The organism is Streptomyces sp. LS1784 (assembly GCF_020103755.1).
In the GTDB taxonomy this organism is placed as follows: Bacteria; Actinomycetota; Actinomycetes; order Streptomycetales; family Streptomycetaceae; genus Kitasatospora.
In genome coordinates this window covers 1-14,589 of sequence record NZ_JAHSQD010000174.1, presented here as the reverse complement: position 1 = coordinate 14,589, position 14,589 = coordinate 1, and the positions used below count along the sequence as shown (strand labels likewise).

Annotated in this window: 9 protein-coding genes and 1 pseudogene; 7 read left to right on the top strand and 3 right to left on the bottom strand. The window is 71.9% G+C overall.

Annotation, left to right across the window (positions count from 1 at the left end; all coding sequences use genetic code 11):
- Positions 1 to 114 precede the first annotated feature (114 nt).
- From KS423_RS20715 to glgB, 4 genes are all read left to right on the top strand, one after another.
- Positions 115 to 2,070, top strand: coding sequence for an alpha-1,4-glucan--maltose-1-phosphate maltosyltransferase (locus KS423_RS20715; protein WP_224281057.1), 1,956 nt, complete (start codon positions 115 to 117; stop codon positions 2,068 to 2,070).
- Positions 2,067 to 3,791: a maltose alpha-D-glucosyltransferase gene (gene treS / locus KS423_RS20710; protein ID WP_224281056.1), complete on the top strand. Its 1,725-nt coding sequence runs from the start codon at positions 2,067 to 2,069 to the stop codon at positions 3,789 to 3,791. Before KS423_RS20715 ends, treS begins: the two co-directional genes overlap by 4 nt.
- A gap of 250 nt (positions 3,792 to 4,041) precedes the next feature.
- Complete coding sequence (locus KS423_RS20705; protein WP_224281055.1) at positions 4,042 to 5,532, top strand: phosphotransferase; 1,491 nt, start codon at positions 4,042 to 4,044, stop codon at positions 5,530 to 5,532.
- A gap of 60 nt (positions 5,533 to 5,592) precedes the next feature.
- Entirely contained in the window at positions 5,593 to 8,007 is a 2,415-nt protein-coding gene (glgB, locus tag KS423_RS20700; protein WP_224281054.1) for a 1,4-alpha-glucan branching enzyme, read from the top strand.
- A gap of 37 nt (positions 8,008 to 8,044) precedes the next feature.
- Here glgB and KS423_RS20695 read toward each other — a convergent pair whose 3' ends face one another.
- Together KS423_RS20695 and KS423_RS20690 are read right to left on the bottom strand one after the other, a co-directional pair.
- Positions 8,045 to 8,449 carry a type II toxin-antitoxin system VapC family toxin gene (locus KS423_RS20695; protein WP_224281053.1) on the bottom strand — a complete coding sequence of 135 codons (405 nt, stop codon included), beginning with the start codon at positions 8,447 to 8,449 and terminating at the stop codon, positions 8,045 to 8,047.
- Positions 8,446 to 8,727, bottom strand: coding sequence for a type II toxin-antitoxin system Phd/YefM family antitoxin (locus KS423_RS20690; RefSeq protein ID WP_224281052.1), 282 nt, complete (start codon positions 8,725 to 8,727; stop codon positions 8,446 to 8,448). The genes KS423_RS20695 and KS423_RS20690 overlap by 4 nt, the downstream gene beginning before the upstream one ends.
- 178 nt (positions 8,728 to 8,905) lie before the next feature.
- Here KS423_RS20690 and pta point away from each other — a divergent pair, with 178 nt between their 5' ends.
- The 3 genes from pta to pyk all read left to right on the top strand — a co-directional run bounded on the left by pta (position 8,906) and on the right by pyk (position 13,828).
- Complete coding sequence (gene pta / locus KS423_RS20685) at positions 8,906 to 11,035, top strand: phosphate acetyltransferase (RefSeq protein WP_224281051.1); 2,130 nt, start codon at positions 8,906 to 8,908, stop codon at positions 11,033 to 11,035.
- Positions 11,032 to 12,306 (top strand): acetate kinase, encoded by a 1,275-nt coding sequence (locus KS423_RS20680; RefSeq protein WP_224281050.1) that lies wholly within the window; start codon positions 11,032 to 11,034, stop codon positions 12,304 to 12,306. The genes pta and KS423_RS20680 overlap by 4 nt, the downstream gene beginning before the upstream one ends.
- Before the next feature lie 94 nt (positions 12,307 to 12,400).
- Complete coding sequence (pyk, locus tag KS423_RS20675; protein WP_224281049.1) at positions 12,401 to 13,828, top strand: pyruvate kinase; 1,428 nt, start codon at positions 12,401 to 12,403, stop codon at positions 13,826 to 13,828.
- 90 nt (positions 13,829 to 13,918) lie between these two features.
- On the opposite strand, the pseudogene KS423_RS20670 reads toward pyk, so the two are convergent.
- Positions 13,919 to 14,589 (bottom strand): annotated as a pseudogene (locus KS423_RS20670) (hypothetical protein); the annotation flags it as partial.

Sequence of the window (14,589 nt, the reverse complement as noted above, 5' to 3'; positions counted from 1 at the left end):
AAGGCGCCCGCCGAACCGGCGGCCGCCCGCAGGACCGCGGCCGAGCCCGCCGGGAAGACCGCCCGCAAGGCCGCCACCAAGCCCGCCGCCCGCAAGACGACAGAGAGCGACACCGTGATCGGCCGCATCCCCGTCCTGGACGTCAGTCCCCTCGTCGACGCCGGCCGCCGCCCGGCCAAGGCCGTCGTCGGCGAGACCTTCCCGGTCACCGCGACCGTCTTCCGCGAGGGCCACGACGCCGTCAACGCCAACGTGGTGCTGCGCGACCCGCGCGGCCGCAGTGGCCCGTGGACGCCGATGCGCGAGCTGGCCGAGGGCAGCGACCGCTGGGGCGCGTACGTCACCCCGACCGCGCCCGGCCGCTGGTCGTACCTGGTGGAGGCGTGGAGCGACCCGATCGCCACCTGGCGCAGGACCGCCTCGGTGAAGCTGCCCGCCGGGATCGACACCGCGCTGGTCCTGGAGGAGGGCGCCCGGCTGCTGGAGCAGGCCGCGGCCGGGGTGCCCAAGAAGGAGGGCCGCGCCGACGTGCTGGCGGCCGCCGAGGCGCTGCGCGACCAGGTCCTGCCGCCGCTGTCCCGGCTGGCCGCCGCGCTCGCCCCCCAGGTGCTCGACGTGCTGGCCCGCCACCCGCTGCGCGAACTGCTCAGTGCCTCCCGGCCGCTGCCGCTCCAGGTGGACCGCGAGCGTGCGCTGTTCGGCTCCTGGTACGAGTTCTTCCCCCGCTCGGAGGGCGCCGTGGTGGACCCGGCCGGCGTCGAGCCGCCGCGCCAGGGCACCCTGCGCACCGCCGCCGAGCGACTGCCGGCCGTCGCCGCGATGGGCTTCGACGTGGTCTACCTGCCGCCGGTCCACCCGATCGGCCGAGCCTTCCGCAAGGGCCCGGACAACACCCTGACGGCCGGTCCGCACGACGTCGGATCGCCCTGGGCGATCGGCTCCCCCGAGGGCGGCCACGACGCGCTCCACCCGGACCTCGGCACCATCGAGGACTTCGACCACTTCGTCGCCGAGGCACAGGCGCTGCACCTGGAGGTGGCGCTGGACTTCGCCCTCCAGTGCTCCCCCGACCACCCCTGGGTGAACAAGCATCCGGAATGGTTCAGTCACCGCGCGGACGGCACCATCGCGTACGCCGAGAATCCGCCGAAGAAGTACCAGGACATCTATCCGATCAACTTCGACCAGGACATGGATGGAATCGTCAAGGAAACCATCCGGATCCTCCGCTTCTGGATGTCCCACGGCGTCCGGATCTTCCGGGTCGACAACCCGCACACCAAGCCCGCGGTGTTCTGGGAGAAGGTGCTCGCCGACATCGCCCGGACCGACCCCGATGTCGTGTTCCTGGCGGAGGCCTTCACCCGCCCGACGATGATGCACACCCTGGCGAAGATCGGTTTCCACCAGTCGTACACGTACTTCACCTGGCGCACCACCAAGCCGGAACTCACCGAGTACCTCACCGAACTCAGCGGTGACGCCGCGGCCTACATGCGGCCCAACTTCTTCGCGAACACCCCGGACATCCTGCACGCGTACCTCCAGAACGGAGGCCCGGCCGCCTTCGCGGTCCGTGCGGTGCTCGCCGCCACCCTCTCCCCCAGCTACGGCGTCTACGCCGGCTACGAGCTGTACGAGAACGAGCCGGCCCACCCGGGCTCCGAGGAGTACCTGCACTCGGAGAAGTACGAACTGCGCCCGCGCGACTGGAGCCGCACCGACACCCTGGCCCCGCTGCTGACCGTGCTGAACCGGCTGCGCCGCCGCCACCCCGCCCTCCAGCAGCTGCGCGACCTGCGCTTCCACCCCACCGACAACGACCAGGTGCTCGCCTACTCCAAGACCGCGACCACCCCCGAGGGCCTCACCGACCAGGTCATCACCGTGGTGAACCTCGACCCGCACCACGTCCAGGAGGCCACCGTCACGCTGGACGGCGACGGCCCGTACGCGGTGCACGACGAGCTCACCGGCGCCGTCTACACCTGGGGCCGGCACAACTACGTCCGGCTCGATCCCTCAGCCGAGCCGGCTCACCTCCTCACGGTTCGGAGGAACCCAGCGTGACAGTGAACGAGCCCGTCCCCGACACCTTCCCCGAGACCTCGAAGAAGAAGCTCGACCCCGAGTGGTTCAAGCGTGCGGTCTTCTACGAGGTGCTGGTGCGGTCCTTCCAGGACAGCAACGGCGACGGGGTCGGGGACCTCAAGGGGCTCACGGCCAAGCTCGACTACCTCCAGTGGCTCGGGATCGACTGCCTCTGGCTCCCCCCGTTCTTCGCCTCGCCGCTACGCGACGGCGGATACGACGTGTCCGACTACACCTCGGTACTGCCGGAGTTCGGCGACCTCGCCGACTTCATGGAGTTCGTCGACGCCGCGCACGCCCGCGGCATGCGCATCATCATCGACTTCGTCATGAACCACACCAGCGACCAGCACCCGTGGTTCCAGGCCTCCCGGACGGACCCGGACGGGCCGTACGGCGACTTCTACATGTGGGCCGACGACGACAAGCAGTACCCGGACGCCCGGATCATCTTCGTCGACACCGAGACCTCCAACTGGACCTACGACCCGGTCCGCAAGCAGTACTACTGGCACCGCTTCTTCTCCCACCAGCCGGACCTCAACTACGACAACCCCCGGGTCCAGGACGAGATGATCGCCGGGCTGCGGTTCTGGCTCGACCTCGGCATCGACGGCTTCCGGCTGGACGCGGTGCCGTACCTGTTCGCCCGTGAGGGCACCAACTGCGAGAACCTGCCGGAGACCCACGAGTTCCTCAAGCGGGTCCGCAAGGAGATCGACGCCGACTACCCGGACACCGTGCTGCTCGCCGAGGCCAACCAGTGGCCGGAGGACGTCGTCGACTACTTCGGCGACTTCGCCTCGGGCGGCGACGAGTGCCACATGGCGTTCCACTTCCCGGTGATGCCGCGGATCTTCATGGCGGTGCGCCGGGAGTCCCGCTACCCGGTGTCGGAGGTCCTCGCCAAGACCCCGCAGATCCCCGGCGGCTGCCAGTGGGGCATCTTCCTGCGCAACCACGACGAGCTGACCCTGGAGATGGTCACCGACGAGGAGCGCGACTACATGTACGCGGAGTACGCCAAGGACCCGCGGATGCGCGCCAACGTGGGCATCCGCCGCCGGCTCGCCCCGCTGCTGGAGAACGACCGCAACCAGATCGAGCTGTTCACCGCCCTGCTGCTCTCCCTGCCGGGCTCGCCGGTGCTCTACTACGGGGACGAGATCGGCATGGGCGACAACATCTGGCTCGGTGACCGGGACGGCGTGCGCACCCCGATGCAGTGGACCCCGGACCGCAACGCGGGTTTCTCCTCCGCCGACCCGGGCAGGCTCAGTCTGCCGCCCATCATGGACCCGGTGTACGGCTACCAGGTGACCAACGTCGAGGCGCAGCAGAGCAGTTCGAGCTCGCTGCTGCACTGGACGCGTCGCATGATCGAGATCCGCAAGCTCAATCCCGCGTTCGGCCTCGGCAGCTACGCCGAACTGCCCTCCAGCAACCCCGCCGTGCTGGCCTTCGTGCGCGAGTACGAGGGGGACCTGGTCATGTGCGTGAACAACTTCTCGCGGTTCGCGCAGCCGACCGAGCTGGACCTGCGGCAGTACGGCGGGCGGTACCCGGTCGAGCTGATCGGCGGAGTGCGCTTCCCGTCGATCGGTGAGTGGCCCTACCTGCTCACCCTGGCCGGGCACGGCTTCTACTGGTTCCAGCTCCGGCAGCCCCCGCGCCTGAGCGGGACCAGGCGATCGAAGTAACGATCCGCCGCACGCCGCACACCGGCGTGAACAGCTCCACCAGACCCTCCGGGGGCGCGAGTTGACCCCAGCGCCCCCGGAGTTCTCTGCACCACCGCGTACGGAGAACAGCCCAACGGCCACCCACACGAAGGCGTGACACCCGAGCCGTGCTCGCGTGCCGCGACCGCCGCGCCGCCGCAATCCGGAAGACTGACGGACCCGGCCACGACCCGTCGGGCAGTCCGCGTGCTTCCGGGGAAAGGGAGCCATGTCCGAAACCTCCCGTTCTCAAGCCCACCTCCGGGACGACGCCCCCGCCGGTTCCGCCCCTGCGGCGGGCACCCGGGGCACCGGAGTCCGGAGAACCGCCCTGGGCGTCAGCGAACTCGTCCAGGCGGCCCTGCCGCTGATCGCCGCATGGCTGCCCACCCAGCGCTGGTACGCCGGCAAGGGGCGGCCCATCACCGGCCTCACCCCGGTGGTCGGCACTCCGCTGCAGGTCGGCGACCCGGCCCTGCTGCACCTGCTGCTGCGGGTCGAGCACGCCACCACGGCCGGCGCCCCGCACGGCGACATCTACCAGCTGCTGCTCGGCATCCGCTCCGGCGGGCTCGGGGACATCGGGCCCGGCGCCGTACTCGGCCGGCTCACCCAGGGCCCGTACGACGGCGCGACGCTCTACGACGCAGTGCACGACCCGGAGCTCACCGGGCGCCTGCTGGAACACCTGGCCACCGGCGACCGCTTCGGCGCACTGTCCTTCCGCCGCACCCCCGGCTCCGGGCTGCCCACCAACCTCCGCGGCCGCGCCTCCACCGCCGAGCAGTCCAACAGCTCGGTCATCTACGGCACCTCGTACATCCTCAAGCTGTTCCGCCGCATCCACCCCGGCACCAACCCCGATCTCGAACTCTCGCTCGCGCTCTCCCGGGCCGGCTCCACCCGCATCCCCCGGGTCGCCGCCTGGTTCGAGAGCCGGATGGAACGCGCCGAACCCGCCACCCTCGGACTGCTGCAGCGCTACCTGCCGGACGCCGAGGACGGCTGGGAGCTCGCCCTCGACCAGGTCGGCCGGCTCAAGGGCGACCGCTCCCCCGGCAACTTCGCCATCGAGGCGCACCGGCTCGGCCGGGCCACCGCCGAGGTGCACCGGGTACTGGCCCGCTCGATGCCCGTCGCCCGGCTCGACCGCACCCAGACCGGACGGCTGGCCGGCGCGATGGCCGACCGGCTGGACAGCGCCGTCGCCGCCGTCCCCGGGCTGCTGCGCTTCCGGGCCGCGCTGCGCGCCGCCTTCCAGCAGCTCGCCGACGCCCACCCGGACGGCCTGCCGGTCCAGCGCATCCACGGCGACCTGCACCTCGGACAGGCGATGCGCACCCCGCACGGCTGGGTGCTGCTGGACTTCGAGGGCGAGCCGGCCAAGTCGGTCAACGAGCGCCGCGAGCCGCAACCGGCCCTGCGCGACGTCGCCGCGATGCTGCGCTCCTTCGACTACGCGGCCGCCCACCTGCTGGCCGGCGGCCCGGTCGACCCGGAACTGGCCCACCTGGCCGCCGCCTGGGCCCAGCGCAACCGCACCGCCTACTGCGCCGGCTACACCGCCGGCGGCGGCGCCGACCCGGCCGCCTCGCCGGAGCTGATGCGGGCTCTGGAGATCGACAAGGCGGTGTACGAGGTGGTGTACGAGGCCCGGCACCGGCCGAGCTGGCTGCCGATCCCGCTGGCCGCGATCAACCGGCTGGCCCTGTCCGTCTGACCCCCGCTTCCTGTCCCGCCCGCAGGAGTTCGCCCACCCCCGTCGCAGGAGGACCCCGCCGTGACGCCGATCGACCCGGCCGGCCGCCCCACCCGCCCCGTACCGGCCACCTTCCTGGCCGGACCGCTCCCAGCCGAAGGACGCGCCGGCCACGAGCCCGAGGCGCGCCGGGCGGCCGAGGAGGTGGAGAAGGGCGCCGACACCGGCCCGGAGCCCCCGGCGGCCACCCCGCCCACAGCCGGGGACCCCCGGGGAGCCGAGCGTCCGGCCCCCACCGGGGCACTGCGGCTGCCCGAGGCGCCGCTGCCGCCCGCCGAGGTCGACCGGCTGGTCCACGGGCAGCACCACGACCCGCACGCACTGCTCGGCGCGCACCCGGTGCACGGCGGCACCGCGATCCGGGTGCTGCGCCCGTTCGCCGAGCGCGTGGTCGTCGAGACCGCCCAGGGCCCGGCCGAACTCACCCACCAGCAGGGCGGGTTGTTCACCGGCCTGGTGGCCGGCGGCGAATCGCCGGAGTACACCCTGCTGGTGACCTACCCCGGCGGCGAGCCGCTGCGCCAGCAGGACGGCTACCGCACCCCGCCCACCCTCGGCGAGCTCGACCTGCACCTGATCTCCGAGGGCCGGCACGAGCAGCTGTGGCGGGCGCTCGGCTCGCACGTGCGCACCGTCGGCGGCGTGGCCGGCACCGCCTTCGCGGTCTGGGCCCCGAACGCCGTCGGGGTGCGGCTGATCGGCGACTTCAACCACTGGGACGGCACCGGGCACCCGATGCGCTCGCTCGGCTCCTCCGGGATCTGGGAGCTGTTCGTCCCCGGCCTGGCCGAGGGCGCCACCTACAAGTACGAGGTGCACACCCGGCAGGGCTGGGTGCTGGACAAGGCCGACCCGCTGGCCCGGGCCGCCCAGTGCCCGCCCGGCACCGCCTCGGTGGTCACCTCCTCCGACTACACGTGGCAGGACGGCGAGTGGATGGCCCGCCGGGCCCGCGCCGCGCACCACCGGGCGCCGATGTCGGTGTACGAGCTGCACCTGCCGTCCTGGCGCCCCGAGCTCACCACCTACCGCGCCATCGCCGAGGAACTGCCGCGCTACCTCAAGGAGTTGAACTTCACCCACGTGGAGTTCATGCCGGTGATGGAGCACCCCTTCGGCGGCTCCTGGGGCTACCAGGTGTCCGGCTACTACGCCCCCACCGCCCGGCTCGGCAGCCCCGACGACTTCCGGTACCTGGTGGACGCCCTGCACCGGCACGGCATCGGCGTGATCGTCGACTGGGTGCCCGCGCACTTCCCCAAGGACGACTTCGCGCTCGCCCGCTTCGACGGCGAGCCGCTGTACGAGCCGGCCGACCCGCTGCGCGCCGAGCACCCGGACTGGGGGACACTGGAGTTCGACTACGGCCGCAAGGAGGTACGCAACTTCCTGGTCGCCAACGCGGTGTACTGGTGCGAGGAGTTCCACGTCGACGGCCTACGGGTGGACGCCGTCGCCTCGATGCTCTACCTCGACTACTCCCGCGAGAGCGGCGACTGGACGCCCAACCGGTTCGGCGGCCGGGAGAACCTGGACGCGGCCTCCTTCCTCCAGGAGATGAACGCCACCGTCTACCGGCGCTGCCCGGGCGTGGTGACCGTCGCCGAGGAGTCCACCGCCTGGGACGGGGTCACCCGCCCCACCCACGCAGGCGGCCTCGGCTTCGGGCTGAAGTGGAACATGGGCTGGATGCACGACTCGCTGGTCTACATGTCCAAGGAGCCGGTGCACCGCAAGTACCACCACAACGAGATCACCTTCTCGATGGTGTACGCCTACTCCGAGAACTACGTGCTGCCGATCTCGCACGACGAGGTGGTGCACGGCAAGCAGTCGCTGGTCTCCAAGATGCCCGGCGACTGGTGGCAGCAGCGCGCCAACCACCGCGCCTACCTCGGCTTCATGTGGTCCCACCCGGGCAAGCAGCTGCTGTTCATGGGACAGGAGTTCGCCCAGGGCGCGGAGTGGCACCACGAGCAGGGCCCGCAGTGGTGGGTGCTCGACGAGCAGTGGCCGGCCCACCGGGAGCACCTCGGGGTGCGCCGGCTGGTCCGCGACCTCAACCGGCGCTACCTCGACACCCCGGCCCTGTGGGAGCTGGACACCGTCCCGGAGGGCTTCCGCTGGCTCGACGGCGGCGCCGCCGAGGACAACCTGCTCTCCTTCGTCCGGTACGCGGCCGACGGCTCGCCGCTGGTCGCGGTCTGCAACTTCTCGCCGGTCGTCCGGCACGGCCACCGGGTCGGCCTGCCGCGGCTGGCCGGCCGCGAGCAGCTGTGGGAGGAGGTGCTGAACACCGACGCCGAGGAGTACGGCGGCAGCGGCGTCGGCAACTCCCGCCCGGTCAAGGCCGAGCCGGTGGAGTGGGACGGCCAGCCCCGCTCCGCCGAGCTGGTCCTCCCCCCGCTCGCCACCGTCTGGCTCCGCCCGGCCTGACGCCCGCCCCCGCCCGCCCGCCACGACGGGCGGGCGGTCACTCGGGAGCCGTGACCGGGAATCCGAGCTCCTCGGCCGCCCTGCCGAGCTCGCGGTCGTAGGTGACGAAGTCGGTGAGCTCGGCGCGGAACGGCTCCGCACTGGCCAGGTGGAGCGCGTCCAGCGATCCCAGCCGCGGCGTGCGGTAGGAGAGCGCCCGGGCGAGCACCGCGCTGCTGAGGTCGACCTGGTAGACGCCCCGAAGCGCCTGGTCGACGTGATAGGGGACGAGCTGGTGCGACAGCCCCGCGCGGAGCAGCGTGCGGGTGATCTCCAGCCGGGCCAGCTCGCTGGCGATCAGTTCGGTGCCATCGGGAAGCGCCTGTCGCCACGCTCGCAGCACGGCGGTCTCGGGCTCCGGCTTGATGAACTTGAGCAGCGCGCACGAGTCGAGGTAGATCAACGGTTCCGCTCCCGGTCCCGGTCTTCGATCAGGACGTCCGACAGGCTGCCGATGCCCGGCAGGAGGTCAAGGGCGAGCTCGGGCATGCCCTGATCGGCGGGCGGGGTGACCTCGCCGGCAGCGATCATGCGTTCCAGCACGGTCACCGGGGCCGCCTCCGGCACGAGCCTCAGCACGGGCCGTCCGCGATCGGTCACGACGATCGTCGCACCGGCCCGGACCCGCGCGACCGCCTTCGACGGGTTCTGGTTCAGTTCACGCAGTCCCATGGTCTCCATACCTGCCAATGTAACTACATCATGTAGGTACATCAAGGCCGGGCGGTGGCGCAAATCCCGAGTCCAGGACCTTGTTCCCTGGCCTCAGGGCGGCCACTCTGCTCGCGGACGGCTGTTCGGGGTGCGAAGGTATGGTCGATATGACCACCTTCCGAGACGACGGGACGGAGACACCCACGTGGCGCGCAGCGTGTACGTGACCGGCATCGACCGGGGGGACGGCCGGCAGGCGGTCGAACTCGGGGTCATGGAACTGCTCACCCGCCAGGTGGACCGGGTCGGGGTGTTCCGCCCGCTGGTGCACGCCTCGGCGCCCGGCCGGCCGGGCTCGGACCACGTGGTCGAGCTGCTGCGCGGCCGCTACCGGATCGACCTGCCGGGCACCGAACTGTACGGCCTCACCTACGAGGAGGCCGCCGCGCTCCAGGCCGCCCAGGGGCAGGACGAGCTGGTCTCCGTCCTGGTCGACCGCTTCCACGCACTGGAGCGGCGCTGCCAGGCGGTGCTGGTGCTCGGCACCGACTTCGCCGACACCAGCATCCCGGACGAGCTGGCCTTCAACGCCCGCCTGGCCAACGAGTTCGGCGCCGCCGTGCTGCCGGTGGTCGGCGGGCACGGCGCGGACGCCGACACGGTGATCGCCGAGGTGCTGGGCGCCCACCGGGCGTACACCGACCTCGGCTGCGAGACCCTGGCGATGGTCGCCAACCGGGTCACCCCGGGCGCCCGGCAGCGGATCCGGCACACCCTGACCGAGAAGCTGCCGATCCCCGCCTACGTCATCCCGGAGGAGCCGGCGCTGGCCGCGCCCACCGTCGCGCAGCTGGTCGAGGCGACCGGCGCCGAGGTGCTGATCGGGGACGCCACCGGCCTCGCCCGGGACGTGCGCGGCTACGTCTTCGGCGGCGCCATGCTGCCCACCTTCCTGGACGCGCTGACCGAGGGCGCCCTGGTGGTCACCCCCGGGGACCGGGCCGACCTGGTGATCGGCTCGCTGGCCGCGCACGCCGCCGGCGCCCCGCCGATCGCCGGCGTGCTGCTGACGCTCGGCCAGCACCCCGGCCCCAACGTGATGGCACTGGCCGCCCGCCTCGCCCCCGGCACCCCGGTCGCGGTCGTCCCCGAGGGCAGCTGGCCGACCGCCGCCCATCTGACCCACCTGGAGGGCAAGCTCACCGCGGCCAGCCCCCGGAAGGCCGAGATCGCCCTCGGCCTGTTCGAACTGCACGTCGACACCGCCGAGTTGACCAACCGGATCGAGGTCGGACGGTCCGATCGGGTCACCCCGATGATGTTCGAGCACGAGCTGCTGGAACGCGCCCGGGGCGCCCGCCGGCACGTCGTGCTGCCGGAGGGCGCCGAGGAGCGGGTGCTGCGCGCCGCCGAGATCCTGCTGCGCCGCAACATCTGCGACCTCACCCTGCTCGGCGACGTGGACGCCGTCCGCCGCAAGGCCGCGAGCCTGAGCATCGCCCTCCCCGACGTGGACCCGGCCGCCGACCGCGCCCAGGTGCGGATCGTCGACCCGGCCACCAGCCCGCTGCGCCGCCAGTTCGCCGAGCTGTACGCCGCGTTGCGCGCCCACAAGGGCATGACCGTCGAGCTGGCCCTGGACGTGGTCACCGACGTCTCGTACTTCGGCACCCTGATGGTCCAGGAGGGCATCGCCGACGGCATGGTCTCCGGCGCGGTGCACTCCACCGCCGCCACCATCCGACCCGCCTTCGAGGTGATCAAGACCTCGCCGGGCGCCTCGATCGTCTCCTCGGTCTTCTTCATGTGCCTGGCCGACAAGGTGCTGGTGTACGGCGACTGCGCGGTCAACCCCGACCCGGACGCCCAGCAGCTGGCCGACATCGCCATCCAGTCGGCCGCCACCGCCGCCCAGTTCGGGGTGGAGCCGCGGGTCGCGATGCTCTCGTACTCGACGGGCACCTCCGGCTCCGGCGCGGACGTCGACAAGGTCCGCAAGGCCACCGAGCTGGTCCGCGAGCTGCGGCCGGACATCCTGGTCGAGGGCCCGATCCAGTACGACGCGGCGGTGGACGCCCACGTCGCGGCCACCAAGCTGCCGGGCTCCCCGGTCGCCGGGCGGGCCACCGTACTGATCTTCCCGGACCTCAACACCGGCAACAACACCTACAAGGCGGTCCAGCGCTCGGCCGGCGCGGTCGCGGTCGGCCCGGTGCTCCAGGGGCTGCGCAAGCCCGTCAACGACCTCTCCCGGGGGGCGCTGGTACAGGACATCGTCAACACCGTGGCGATCACCGCCATCCAGTCCCAGGACCGCAAGGAGCCGCAGGCATGAGTGAAGGCACGCGCGTTCTCGTCCTGAACGCCGGCTCCTCGTCGGTGAAGTACCGGCTGATCGACATGCTGGACGGGGCCAGGCTGGCCTCCGGGCTGGTCGAGCGGATCGGCGAGGCCCGCGGGCGGCTGGTGCACACCCCGCGCACCGGCGAGCCGCGCGAGACCGTCCAGGTCTTCCCGGACCACGCCGCCGCGCTCAAGGCCGTCGCCGAGGAGCTGTCCGCCGACGGCCTCGGGCTGGACTCCCCCGAGCTGGCCGCGATCGGCCACCGGGTGGTGCACGGCGGCCTGCGGTTCACCGAGCCGACGGTGATCACCGACGACGTGCTCAAGGAGATCCGCCGGCTGATCCCGGTCGCCCCGCTGCACAACCCGGCGAACATCACCGGCATCGAGGTGGCCCGCGCGCTGCGCCCCGACCTCCCCCAGGTGGCCGTCTTCGACACCGCCTTCCACGCCTCGATGCCCGAGTACTCGGCCCGGTACGCCATCGACAAGGCCGTCGCCGACCAGCACCGGGTGCGCCGCTACGGCTTCCACGGCACCTCGCACCAGTACGTCTCGCGGGCCACCGCCCGGCTGCTCGGCAAGGACCCGGCCGAGGTCAACGTGATCGTGCTGCACCTGGGCAACGGCGCCTCCGCCTCGGCGGTCGCCGGCGGCCGCTGCATGGACACCTCGATGGGCCTGACCCCGCTGGAGGGCCTGGTCATGGGCACCCGTTCGGGCGACATCGACGCCGGCGTGGTGTTCCACCTGCACCGGGTCGGCGGGCTGTCCGTGGACGAGATCGACGACCTGCTCAACCGCCGCAGCGGCCTGCGCGGGCTGTGCGGCGAGAACGACATGCGCGAGATCATGCACCGGGCCGGAATCGAGGGGGCGGCGCAGAGCGCCTCGGACGAGGGTGGTGGTGGGCGACGGGAAGGCGACGCGGACGCGAAGCTGGCGTTCGACTCGTACATCCACCGGCTGCGCAAGTACATCGGCGGCTACTACGCGGTGCTGGGCCGGGTGGACGCGATCGCGTTCACCGCGGGCGTCGGGGAGAACGCGGCACCGGTGCGCGCGGCGGCCACCGCGGGGCTGGAGGAACTGGGCATCGCCGTCGACCCGGAGCTGAACTCGGTGCGGTCGGGCGAGGCCCGGATCATCTCCCCCGCGTACGCCCGGGTGGCGGTCGCCGTGGTGCCCACCGACGAGGAGCTGGAGATCGCCCGACAGGCCTTCGCACTGGTGCACCGGGAACGCCGGGAGTCCGAGGACTGACACGGAACCGTCTCACTCCTCGGAAGCTTTCGTCGGCGATTCCTCCCGGTGCATACCGAATGCACCTATAACACGAACGGATAGACTGATCCATATGCGCCGAGCGAAAATTGTCTGCACCCTGGGTCCGGCGACGGACTCCTACGAACAGCTGAAGGCCATCGTCGAGGCGGGCATGAACGTCGCCCGACTGAACATGAGCCACGGCAACCACGCGGACCACGAGGAGCGGTACCGCAAGGTCCGCCAGGTCTCGGAGGACACCGGCAAGGCCATCGGCGTCCTTGCCGACCTCCAGGGTCCGAAGATCCGTCTGGCGACCTTCGCCAACGGCCCGGTGACCGTCGACAACGGCGACGAGTTCACCATCACCACCGAGGACGTCCCCGGTGACCAGCACATCTGCGGCACCACCTACAAGGGCCTGCCCGGCGACGTGAAGCCCGGCGACCCGATCCTGATCAACGACGGCGTCATCGCCCTGGAGGTCGTCAGCGTCGACGGCCCGCGGGTGAGGACCGTGGTGGTCGAGGGCGGCGTGCTCTCGAACAACAAGGGCATCAACCTGCCCGGCGCGGCCGTGAACGTGCCCGCCCTGTCCGAGAAGGACAAGGACGACCTGCGCTTCGCGCTGCGCCTGGGCGTCGACATGATCGCCCTGTCCTTCGTCCGCAACGCGGACGACATCAAGGACGTCCACGAGGTCATGGACGAGGTCGGCATCCGGGTGCCGGTCATCGCCAAGATCGAGAAGCCGCAGGCCGTCGAGGCCATGGAGGAGATCGTCCTCGCCTTCGACGCCATCATGGTCGCCCGCGGCGACCTCGCCGTGGAGTACCCCCTGGAGCGGGTGCCGCTGGTCCAGAAGCAGCTGATCACGCTGGCCCGCCGCAACGCCAAGCCGGTCATCGTCGCCACCCAGATGATGGAGTCGATGATCCACGCCTCGCGCCCGACCCGCGCCGAGGTCTCCGACGTCGCCAACGCCATCCTGGACGGTGCCGACGCGGTCATGCTGTCCGCCGAGTCCAGCGTCGGCAAGTACCCGGTCGAGACCGTCCGCACCATGAGCCGGATCTGCGAGAAGGCCGAGGAGGAGCTGGTCTCCCAGGGCCTGCAGCCGCTCAACCCGGGCCGCAAGCCGCGCACCCAGGGCGGCTCGGTCGCCCGCGCCGCGTGCGAGCTGGGCGACTTCCTGGACGGCAAGGCGCTGGTCGCCTTCACCAAGTCGGGTGACACCGCCCGCCGGCTGTCCCGCTACCGCTCGCCGATCCCGGTGATCGCCTTCACCCCGGACACCGCCACCCGCAACCAGCTCTCGCTGAGCTGGGGCGTCGAGGCGTACGTGACCGAGCAGGTGGCCACCACGGACGCGATGGTCGCGCAGGTCGACCGGGAGCTGCTGAAGCTGGGCCGGCTCGGCGAGGGCGACACCGTCATCGTCACCGCCGGTGTCCCGGTCGGCGTCCCCGGCACCACCAACATGGTGCAGGTGCACCACCTGGGCACCCCGGGCGAGTGAGCACCCGTCACGTCCGAACGCCCGTGGGGCGGTCCTCCTCCGGGAGGGCCGCCCCGCGGGCGTGACGGCGCGGGCTGCTTGTCGCCGCTCCTACTTGTCGCTGTAGGGGGCGTTGTCGTTGAACATGTGCATCCCGGGGATGCGCAGGGTGCCGCCGAACTGACCGGCCTGCTTGGCGGTGACGCCGGTCAGCTCCAGGTCCAGCGGGATCGGGATGGCGCCGATCAGGTCGTACAGCCAGCGCGGCAGGGTGTCCGGGGTGAGGGTGATCTCGCCCAGGTCGATCAGGACCGGCAGGCCGAGCACCTTGGAGAGGTGCCCCGACAGCCGCTCCACGTACATGGTGACCGGGCCCTGGCGCATGGTCGAGGTGGAACCCGGGGCGCCCTGGACGTGGAAGGTCACGCCGTTGCCCTCCAGGGTGGACATGTCGAGGTTGTCGATGTCCACGCTGTCGACCACGAACTTCAGGACGCGCTTGCTGCCGGTCGGGGTCTTCACGTCGTAGACGCCGTGGAAGGCCGCGCCGTGCAGGGCGAGCCGGCTGGTCTTCAGGGTCCAGTTCTGCTCCGGGACGACGTGCCCGGGGGCGGGCGCGCCGGCGGTCAGGCCGCGGGCGTCCACATCGCAGTTGGGGTTCTCGGTGGGCGTCGCGGACGGGGTGCCGGAGGCGCCCGCGGTGGGCGTCGCCGAGGCGTCCGCGGAGGGCGCCGGCTTCGCGCTCGCCTTGCCGCCCGGCGTGGCGGTGGGCGTGGCGGTGG